The organism is Kribbella turkmenica (assembly GCF_004348725.1).
Lineage (GTDB): Bacteria > Actinomycetota > Actinomycetes > Propionibacteriales > Kribbellaceae > Kribbella > Kribbella turkmenica.
Window position 1 is genome coordinate 1 of sequence record NZ_SMKR01000228.1, and the last position, 9,675, is coordinate 9,675.

Genomic DNA, 9,675 nt, shown 5'->3' on the forward strand with positions numbered 1-9,675 from the left:
CGAGGGCTACCCCGCCGACGCGAGACCTCCGTGCACGTGGTGCGGCTCAGTGCGCTCGCGGTAGACCCGACAGCAGTGACGAACGCCGAGTTCGCAGACTTCGTGGCCTCGACCGACTATCGCACCGACGCCGAGCGGTACGGCTCGTCCGCAGTCTTCCATCTCGCCGTGACCGCCAAGCCGGACGACATCCTCGGCGGGCGTCCGGCTCACCCTGGTGGCTGACCGTGCGCGGCGCCGACTGGGCCCATCCCGACGGGCCCCCGTCCGGGATCGAGCACCGGGTCGACCACCCGTCGTTCATGTCTCAAACAACGAACGCCCTCGCCTACTGCCGCTGGGCCGGCAAGCGGCTGCTGACCGAGGCCGAGTGGGAGTACGTCGCCCGCGGCGGCCAGGAAGGCCGCCGGTTCGCCTGGGGCGACGAACTCGCCCCGGGCGGCGCGCACCGGTGCAATATTCGGCAGGGCACGTTCCCCACCGAGAACCCGACGACGGCTACCTCACCACCGCACCGGCGCGCCTACACGACGCCGGGGTACCGGTCACTCGGGATGAACGAGGTCGCGCCGGCGAAGTCGGCACCGTCGTAGCGGTGACCGCCGTCGATCCACGCCGTGGTGTGCCGCAGCGAGCCGCCCAGTGTCACGAACACCTGGTGCTCGTGCTGACGGCTGAGCCCCGGACGCGTACCCCACCACGTGCCAGCGCGCTCGCTCGACCGCGACGCCGTCCCACGAGCGGACTCGGCGGACATCAGCCTGGCCACCGTATCTGTGCAACTGGGCGCTCATCTGCCAACGTGTAGCAGTCCTCGACGAAAGCCCGGCGAAAGGTCTGCCGTCGATCCCTGGACAGCCGCGTGCCTCGCGGTCTTCTGTGACCTTGTACGCAGCCGCCATCTTGCTGCAGGTGCTCGGCTCGGTTACGACGTGAGGTATACCGTCTTCTGGACCTGAAGGCCCAGCCGCTACCGGCTACCCAACCAGCTTCGCGGACACGGTCGCCGGTAGCCGGCAACGTTTGCGAGCCAACGGCGAACGGCGATCAGTCTCCGGTGGAAATCAGCGGGTTCGGGATTCGAGTCCCTGACGGCGCACAACAGCCCAGGTCACGCGAGTGTCCTGGGCTTTGCTGTGTCCGCGAACACCACTTACGCACCACTTTCCCGGATCTCACCCCGTCGGCGCTCGCCGCGCGTCTTCCCTCGGCAGACCCGAACGAGCGACTCGACCATCTGATCGTGACTGTGTGTCACATCACAGCGATTCGCAGCAGTGCCGAGTTCTCGGATTCTGCGTGCCGAGAAGCCCATGTACAAGGCTCAGGCCAGATTCCGCGATCACGACGGTGCCGTCTGCGTCCGGTCTCCGCATGCGGGAAGATCAAGACCGCAGCCGAGCGCGCCCTCCTCACCAAGCTCCAGTACCGCGCGAAGACGAACCGATCCGGCGAGCTGACCGCGATGCACAAGATCAACCACCTCCTCGAGGTCGAACACCATCGAAGCCTCACGAAGAACCCACCGCGCGCGCTCACCGGCGACGTTGTCCGGCCCCTCCGCACCAGCCTCGCCGCCGACGAACGCGCTGTCGAGGCCGACCTACCCGATCTCGTCGCCTTCATACCCGGCACCGGCGTCCCATATCGGCGAATCACTCGCCGTACTTTGGCACCAGCTCGACCTCGCAGCCGGCACCGTTGCAGTCACCCACACCATCGCCCGCCTCAAGGGCGAACGCCTGATCCGCAAGCCCACGAAATCGAACGCCGGCGAGCGCCTCCTTCACATACCAAACTGGGCGGGACTGCCACCAGTCAGCCGGTTGTTACCGACCTCATGACCGTGCACATCTAGATAGCCAGAGCCAGGTACTTCGTGCTGAGGTACTCCTCGATCCCTTCGTCGCCGCCCTCACGGCCGAGGCCAGACTGTTTTACGCCGCCGAACGGCCCGGCGGCGTTGCTGACCAGGCCCTGGTTGATTCCGACCATGCCGGTCTCGAGGCCCTCACCGACCCGGACGGCTCGCGAGATGTCGCGGGTGAAGACGAAACCGACCAGGCCGAACTCGGTGTCGTTGGCGACGCGCAGTGCGTCCTCCTCACTCGCGAAGGTCGTCACCGCGGCCACCGGACCGAAGACCTCCTCGCGGGCGATCCGTGCCTCAGCGGGAACGTCGGTCAAGACGGTCGGCGCGTAGAAGTAGCCGGTACCCGCGGGTGCCTCGGCTCCGACCACCGGCCGTGCGCCGTGGCGGACCGCGTCCTCGACCAGCGCGCCGACCTTGTCCCGCTGGCGATCGTCGATCAGCGGGCCGACGGTGACGCCGGCCTCGGTTCCCCGCCCCATGGTCAGACCGGCCATCCGATCTGCCAGCCGGGCAACGAACTCCTCGGCGATCGCATCTTGCACCATCACCCGGTTGACGGCCACACAGGACTGGCCCATGTTGCGCATCTTCGCGACTATCGTGCCCTCGATCGCCGCGTCGAGATCGGCGTCGTCGAACACCAGCAGGGCTGCGTTCCCGCCCAGCTCCATCGAAGTACGCAGTACGTTGTCGGCCGCCTGCCGCAGCAGGAGCCGGCCGACCGGAGTCGATCCCGTGAATGACACCTTCCGGAGGCGGGTGTCGGCCATCAGCGGACCGACGAGGCCGGCAGCGTCCGTCGTAGCCACCACATTGAGTACGCCGGCCGGCAGTCCGGCCTCGGTGAGGATCTGCGCGAGGGCGAAACTCGCCAGCGGTGTGAGCTCCGACGGCTTGAGTACCATCGTGCAGCCCGCCGCGATCGCGGCTCCGACCTTGCGGGTGCCCATGGCCAGCGGGAAGTTCCACGGCGTGATGAGCAGGCTCGGGCCGACCGGCTGCCGGTGGGTGATCAGCCGTTGCCCGCCCATCGGCGCCTCCCGATAGGTACCGCCGATGTGCGCGGCCTGTTCGGAGAACCAGCGCAGGAACTCGGCCGCGTATGCGACCTCGCCGCGTGACTCCGCCAGCGGTTTGCCCATCTCCAGCGTGATCAGCAGGGCGAGTTCCTCGCTCCGGCTCGTCAGCAGCTCGAAGGCGTTCCGTAGGATCTCGGCGCGCGTCCGCGGCGCGGTCCGGCCCCACTCGTCCTGCGCCGAGGCCGCGGTGGCCAGAGCAGCCAGCCCGTCCTCCGGACCTGCGTCCGCGACCTGGGTCAGCACTTCCTCCGTCGCTGGATCCAGGACGTCGAAGGTCGCCTTGGACGCTCGCCGGCTGCCACCGGCGAGAGCTCCGGCCTGGACACTGGCTACGACCGATTCCTCAGTGATTGTTGTCATCGGCACCTAAAGCCTCGCCTTCAGGATCTGCTCGATCTCTGCCGGTGCGAGGTCCCGTGGATGGTTGCTGCTGACGGCGTCGGCGAGCGCGGCGCTGGCCACGTGGTGTACAGCCCCGGCGTCCAGGCCGAGACTGCGGAGCGTCACCCGTGCCCCTACCGCATCAGCAAGGGCCCGCACTGCGGCGATGGCCGCCCTCGCGCTGTCGTCCGGGCTTTGACCGGCAACACCCATCGCCTGCGCGGTCGCGGCGTACGGCGCCACGGCAGCGTCGTACGAGTGCTCCATGACCTCGGCCAGGACCGCCGACAACGCAAGCCCGTGCGGGGCGCCACAGTAGTTGGTGACCGCGTGCGCGATGCCGTGCACCAACCCCAGGCCGCTCGCCGACAACGCCAGCCCGGCCAGGTGCGCCCCCATCATCAGCCGGGCCCGCGCCTCGATGTCGGTGCCGTCCCGTACGGCGTCCGCGAGGCTGTCGCTTACCAGCGTGATCGCCTGAGTGGCGTACGCGACCGACACCGGGGAGGCGCCACGTGACGCCAGCGACTCGATGCCGTGCACGAGTGCATCCATTCCCGTCGCCGCAGTCGCGAGCGGCGGCAGACCGACGGTCAGCTCCGGGTCCAGGATGACCCGGCGTGGCCGCACGCTGCTGTGCCCGATGTAGACCTTGCAACGCGCCGCCCGGTCCTCGATCACCCCGAAGCCATTGGTCTCAGCGCCGGTGCCGGATGTCGTCGGTATCGCCACGATCGGGTGGCCGGCGTGCTGCGGGGTGGCGGTGTAGTCGTAGTCCTTGGCGACACCCTCGTTCGCTGCGAGCAGTGCGATGCCCTTGGCCGCGTCGAGGGCTGACCCGCCGCCCAGCGCGACGACTGCGGCGGCGCCGAAGCGGCGTACCTGGTCTGCCGCGCGATCGATGGAGTCGGTGGACGGATTGGACTCGACCCCGTCGAAGACGTCGTACTCGATCGACGCCTTCGCAAGGATGCCGAGGACCCGGTCGACCAGTCCGGTCGCCCTGAGCCCGCCGTCCGTGACCAGGAAGGCGCGCTGCAGGCCGACGGCGTCGACGGCCTCGGGAAGGGTACCGACGGCACCGACCGCGAACTCGGTGTGCGCACCTGGCTCGATCGTGAGCCGTGCCTTCGCCAGCCGGGTCATCTCACTCACCTACCGGGACACGCAGCTCGATACCCGCCAGCTCCTCGTACAGCCGCACAGGGATCATCTCGCCGGCCAGATCCCCGTACTTCGCCCTGCCGCGGCGATAGATCTGCTCGACCATCGCCGACAGCTCGACCGGTACGCCGACGTCGCGCGCGAGGTCCACCGAGAGCCCGAGATCCTTGCACGCAAGGGCCATCGCGAAGGACTCGTCGTAGTCACCGCGCTCCAGCACACTGGCCAGATCGTGCTCGAGGAAATGCGAATTCGCCGAGCTGGCCACCAGCGCCCGGCGGAGTACGGCGAGATCGACACCGGCCTTGACCCCGACCGTGAGCACCTCAGTAGTTGCGACGAGGTGCGAGAACCAGAGTTGGTTCAGCATCAGCTTGACCGCGTACCCGGCGCCGTGCGGGCCGACGTGGAACACCCGCTCGGGATCGCCCATCACGTCCAGCAGCGGCCGGCAACGCTCGAGTACTCCCTCAGCCCCGCCGACGAAGATCTGCAGGGTGCCGGCCTTCGCGCCTTTGGCCATGCCACAGACCGGGGCCTCCAGCCGGGAGACACCGCGGGTGTCGAGCCGTTCACCGACCCGCCGTGCGACCTCGGGCGTCGAGGTGGACATGTCGAGCCAGACCGACCCCTCCGGCAGAGCGTCGGTGACGCCGGCGGTGACAAGCACAGACTCCACCTGGCGCGGGCCCGGAAGCATGGTGATCAACACGTCTACCTGAGTAGCCAGCTCTGCAGGGCTGTCGGCCCAGGTCGCCCCAAGGGCGAGATGTTCCTCGGCGGCCGCCTTGTCGAGGTCGTGAACGACCAGCGGGATTCCGGCACGGATCAGGTTGAGGGACATGGGGCCACCCATGTGGCCGAGTCCGATGAAGCCAACGTTCACAACAAACCCCTCAAGCTAGGAAAGATCGATCCAGGTGGTTTTCAGGCCGGTGTACTCGTGCAGCGCGTGGAGCGACTTGTCACGTCCCGCGCCGGAGGCCTTGAAGCCGCCGAACGGCGCGAAGACGTCCGTCGCGTCGAAGGTGTTCACCCACACGGTGCCTGCCCGCAGCTCGCGGGAGACCCGGTGCGCCGTCCGCAGGTCGCTGGTCCACACCGAGGCAGCCAGACCGTACGCCGTCTCGTTGGCCAGCCGCAGACCCTCGTCGACACCGTCGAAGTCGATGACGGAGAGCACGGGGCCGAAGATCTCCTCCTGCGCCACGCGACTGCTGTTGTCGACCCGATCCAGCAAGGCCGGCTCGAGAAAGTAGCCGCCGGTCTCCGGACGCAGCCGGGCCCCGCCGATCAGTTCGGCACCGTCCTCCTGCCCGATCCGGAGGTAGCCCTGCACCCGATCGAGCTGCTGCTGGTCCACGATGGGACCCATCGTGGTGGCCGGGTCCAGCGGGTCGCCGACCTTGAAGCTCCGGACGACGTCGAGCACCTGCGGGAGCAGCTCGTCCTTGGCCGCGCGGTCGACGACGAGCCTGGAGCCCGCATTGCAGGTCTGGCCCGCGTTGTAACAGATGCCCCAGGCAACGGCCGACGCTGCCGCCGGCAGGTTCGCGGCATCGGCCAGCACGAGTTGGGGTGATTTGCCACCGGCCTCCAGCTGAACCTGCTTGCCGTTGGACTCGGCCGCATAACCCAGGAACTTGCGTCCGACCTCGCCCGAACCCGTGAACGCGATCTTGTCGACCCCCGGGTGCCGACCAAGCGCCGCACCGGCCTCAGGGCCAAGGCCCGTGACCACGTTGAGCACTCCCGTGGGTATCCCGGCCTCTACAGCCAGCCGAGCCAGCAGCAGTGCGGACAGCGACGACTGCTCAGCCGGTTTGAGTACCACGCTGTTGCCGGTGGCAAGGGCCGGAGCGACCTTCCAGCTGGTGATGATCAGCGGGTAGTTCCAGGGAACCACGGCGCCGACCACACCTAGCGGCTCGCGGGTGACCGTCACCAGCGCCCGGTTTCCGCTGGGAGCCAGCTCGTCGTAGACCTTGTCGAGCGCCTCGGCGTACCACTGGATGCAGGCAGCCGTGGAAGCGACATCGACCCGCACGGACTCCGTGATCGGCTTGCCGACATCGAGTGTCTCGAGCAGAGCCAGTTCTTCGGTGTGCTCGCGGATCAGGTCTGCCCAGCGGAGCAGGACTTCCTTGCGTGCCCGAGGGGCGAGGCTCCGCCAGCGACCGGCGTCGAACGCGTTACGGGCCGCTCGTACGGCCAGATCGACGTCGTCCGCGTCGCCTCGGGCCACGTTGGCGACCACGGAACCGTCACGCGGTGTACGCGACTCGAAGGTCTCACCTGACGCGGCATTGCGATAGTCGCCGTCGACGAACAGCCGGCTTTCGATGGTCAGGTTCTTCGCGGCCAGCAACCAGTCGCCGTGGCTGCGGTCCAGCAGGTCGCTCATGAGACTCTCCACTTCTCCACCGCGTCCTCGTCGAGCTCGACGCCCAGGCCCGGCTGGTCGGGAACATTGATGTAGCCCTCGGCGTCGATCCACAGCGGCTCGGCGAGCATGAAGTCGCGCCGCTGCACGGCCCAGCCCTCCGGATCGTACGGAAACTCGAAGTAGGGCGCGGCGCCGACGCCGGCCGCCACGTGCAGGTTCGCCAGGACGCCGATCCCGTTCGTCCACGAGTGCGGTGTGAACTGGCGGTTCCGATGCTGCGCGAGCTCGGCCGCCACCCGGCTGCGATGCATGCCGATGGCAAGTACACAGTCCATCTGGTAGATGTCCAGCACGTCGTTGTCCAGGTAGCTCAGCACGTCGTTGAACGAGGGCAGCATCTCGCCGCCCGCGATCCGCAGGCTGGACGACTTCCGCAGCTCCTTCAGGCCCTCGACGTCGGTGTACGGAAGCGGCTCCTCCACCCAGTACACGCCGAGTTCTTCCAACCGGGCAACCGTCTTCACCACCGACTTCACGTCCAGGGCGGGTGCTACGTCACCGGCCATCCGCCAGGACTGGTTCAGGTCCACCATCACCTGGAAGTCCGGCCCGAGTTTCTCCCGCACCGCCGCGACCGCCGCGATCCCGCGCTCGAGACCGTCCCGGTCGATCCGAATCTTCATCGCCCGAAAACCCTGCTCCCGCGCGGCGACGGCCGACTCGACCCGGTCCTCGACCGACTTCAGTTCGCCGGTCGAGGCGTACGCCGGCACCCGCATCGTACTGTCGCCGAACAGCGTCGCCACCGGTACGCCGGTGACCTTGCCGACGATGTCCCACAAGGCAGCCTCCAGCGGCCAGAACCGGCCGGCATGGAAGTTGATCGTCTCGATCGCGCGGATATGCCGCATGATCTGCATCGGGTCGGTCCCGATGAACAGGTGCGCGAACGCCTCGAACCCGTCCATCGTGTCGCCCGAGCCGATCCCGACGATGCCCTCGTCGGTCTCGACCCGCACGATCGTGGCATCGAAGAAGGTCCGCGGTTCGGGGTCCCAAGCGGCGCGGAACGGCGGATCGAGGTCTAGCCGGAGCCGGTCGAGCTTGATGTTGGTGACCTTCATGTCGTCGTTCCCACAGCGTAGAAGGGATTCTGAGGTCGGTCGCGCGCCGCCAGTACGTCGGTCAACTGCGGGCCGTTGGCGGCTCCGAGGGCAAGCGCGGTCGCGACCGCCGTACGGTTGTTTCGGTAGACCAGGTCGGCGTCTTGCGCCTTCGGGTTGACCCAGACCGCGGTGATCAGCGCCAGGTCGTCGACGGCATCGGCCGGGATCACACCGTCGGCGACCGCGTCGGCGACACCGGCGGCGACACCGGCCTGCGCCGGACCCCAGTGCAGCAAGCCGTGCTCGTCGTGCTCGATCGTCGCCTTGTTCACGAACAAGGTGAACGGCTTGACCGGCAGACCCGGCCGCAGGATCGCGACAAACGGCTGGTGGCCATGGGACGGACTCGCCAGCGCCGAACTCCACGCCGTACCGACTGCTCCGTCGCGTGGGCCGAGGACGGTGTTCACGTGGGCCGCCTCGCCCCCTTCCCCGATGAAGCTCTCGCCGAGCTGTACGTCGCTCACAGCAGCCCCTGGTCTTCCAGCCACTTCTTGGCGACGTCGTCGGCGTCCAGGCCCTCGACATCCACCTCGGCGTTGAGTTTCCGCATGGTCTCGGTGTCGAGCTTCTTCGCGAGCGGGGAAAGGATCTCGGCGAGTTCCGGGTGCTGGTCGAGGGTCGTCTTCTCCAGCGTGACCGCCCCCTGGTAGACCGGGAAGAACTTCTTGTCGTCCTCGAGCACGGTCAGGTCGAGGTTGGCGATCCGGCCGTCGGTGGCGAAGACCTCGCCGAACGTGCAGGTCGCGCCCTTGTCGGTCTCGGTGTAGATCACCCCGGTGTCGAGGGTCTTCACCTGGCTCTTCGGCACCGTGATGCCGTAGGCGTTCAACAGGCCGGTCAGCCCGTCGTCACGCGCCGCGAACTCGGACTCGACACAGACAGTTGCTTCCGCCGGGCTCGTCTTCGCCAGCTGCGCGAGATCGGAGAGGGTCTTCAGCCCCTTCTCCTTCGCGTACTCGCTGCGAACGGCGAGCGCATAGGTGTTGTTGAAGCCCGCCGGGTCCAGCCACGCGATGCCGTTCTTCGCCGCGTCCTTCTCCTTGACAGCTGTGAACTGCTGCTGCGGGTCACCGATCGGCTTGGTCTCCTTGAGGTACGTGATCCACGCCGTACCGGTGTACTCCCAGTACAGATCCAGGTCGCCGGACTCGAGCGCGGCACGGGTGTTCACCGAACCGGTGATCCGCTTCGCCGAGGCGTTCGCGCCGTTCTTCGACAGCAGCAGCGCGGTCATGTTCGCGAGGATGTCCTGCTCGCTGAAGTCCTTGGCGCCGACCACGTACGTCGCGCCCTTCAGCGGGCCGTCGCCCTCGGACCCGCCACCACAGGCGGCGAGAGTTGGCGTCAGCATCGCCGCCAGGGCAAGCGGTAGCAGCTTTCGAGCTTTCATGGTGTCTCCAGGGTTGTGCGAGGGGGTGGTGGGGCTCAGAGTCCGCGGGGACGGAGGAAGTTCTCGAGGAGTGCGGCGAGCCAGTCGAGGGCGAAGGCGATGACAGCGGTCAGCACCGCGCCGGTGACGAGGATCGGGGTCCGCGTCGTCTTGATCCCGGCGACGATGATGTCGCCGAGGCAGCCGGCGTTGACGAAGGTGGCGACCGTGGCGAGGCCGACACACATGATGAT

At 67.9% G+C, this 9,675-nt stretch carries 11 protein-coding genes and 1 pseudogene; 2 read left to right on the forward strand and 10 right to left on the reverse strand.

The annotated features are described in order from the left end of the window. Together E1218_RS37870 and E1218_RS36850 are read left to right on the forward strand one after the other, a co-directional pair. Nucleotides 1-225: SUMF1/EgtB/PvdO family nonheme iron enzyme (locus E1218_RS37870; protein ID WP_202866320.1), on the forward strand; the 225-nt coding region annotated here is incomplete at its 5' end. 2 nt (nt 226-227) lie between these two features. Beyond that, nucleotides 228-593: an SUMF1/EgtB/PvdO family nonheme iron enzyme gene (locus tag E1218_RS36850; RefSeq protein WP_202866321.1), complete on the forward strand. Its 366-nt coding sequence runs from the start codon at nt 228-230 to the stop codon at nt 591-593. A 749-nt stretch (nt 594-1,342) separates the two neighbouring features. Here E1218_RS36850 and E1218_RS36380 read toward each other — a convergent pair. The 10 genes and pseudogenes from E1218_RS36380 to E1218_RS36385 all read right to left on the reverse strand — a co-directional run. Further along, nucleotides 1,343-1,504, reverse strand: a complete 162-nt coding sequence (locus E1218_RS36380) for a hypothetical protein (protein ID WP_165949522.1) — start codon at nt 1,502-1,504, stop codon at nt 1,343-1,345. A gap of 151 nt (nt 1,505-1,655) precedes the next feature. Next, a complete protein-coding gene (locus E1218_RS37875; RefSeq protein ID WP_267900344.1) occupies nt 1,656-1,790 on the reverse strand; it encodes a hypothetical protein in 135 nt (44 codons plus the stop codon). A 64-nt stretch (nt 1,791-1,854) separates the two neighbouring features. Continuing rightward, nucleotides 1,855-3,312, reverse strand: coding sequence for an NAD-dependent succinate-semialdehyde dehydrogenase (locus tag E1218_RS32925; protein WP_132326956.1), 1,458 nt, complete (start codon nt 3,310-3,312; stop codon nt 1,855-1,857). A gap of 6 nt (nt 3,313-3,318) precedes the next feature. After that, on the reverse strand, nt 3,319-4,479 hold the full coding sequence (locus E1218_RS32930; RefSeq protein WP_132326957.1) for an iron-containing alcohol dehydrogenase family protein: 1,161 nt from the start codon (nt 4,477-4,479) through the stop codon (nt 3,319-3,321). Nucleotide 4,480: 1 nt separating this feature from the next. Next, the gene (locus E1218_RS32935; RefSeq protein ID WP_132326958.1) at nt 4,481-5,383 is read right to left on the reverse strand and encodes an NAD(P)-dependent oxidoreductase; all 903 of its coding nucleotides are present in this window, start codon (nt 5,381-5,383) and stop codon (nt 4,481-4,483) included. Nucleotides 5,384-5,398: 15 nt separating this feature from the next. Further along, complete coding sequence (locus E1218_RS32940; protein WP_132326959.1) at nt 5,399-6,901, reverse strand: aldehyde dehydrogenase; 1,503 nt, start codon at nt 6,899-6,901, stop codon at nt 5,399-5,401. Then, on the reverse strand, nt 6,898-8,007 hold the full coding sequence (locus E1218_RS32945; protein ID WP_132326960.1) for a mandelate racemase/muconate lactonizing enzyme family protein: 1,110 nt from the start codon (nt 8,005-8,007) through the stop codon (nt 6,898-6,900). The genes E1218_RS32940 and E1218_RS32945 overlap by 4 nt, the downstream gene beginning before the upstream one ends. After that, entirely contained in the window at nt 8,004-8,516 is a 513-nt protein-coding gene (gene fae / locus E1218_RS32950; RefSeq protein ID WP_132326961.1) for a formaldehyde-activating enzyme, read from the reverse strand. Before fae ends, E1218_RS32945 begins: the two co-directional genes overlap by 4 nt. Further along, nucleotides 8,513-9,442 (reverse strand): glycine betaine ABC transporter substrate-binding protein, encoded by a 930-nt coding sequence (locus tag E1218_RS32955; RefSeq protein ID WP_132326962.1) that lies wholly within the window; start codon nt 9,440-9,442, stop codon nt 8,513-8,515. Before E1218_RS32955 ends, fae begins: the two co-directional genes overlap by 4 nt. 35 nt (nt 9,443-9,477) lie before the next feature. Further along, nucleotides 9,478-9,675, reverse strand: a pseudogene (locus E1218_RS36385) (ABC transporter permease); the annotation flags it as partial.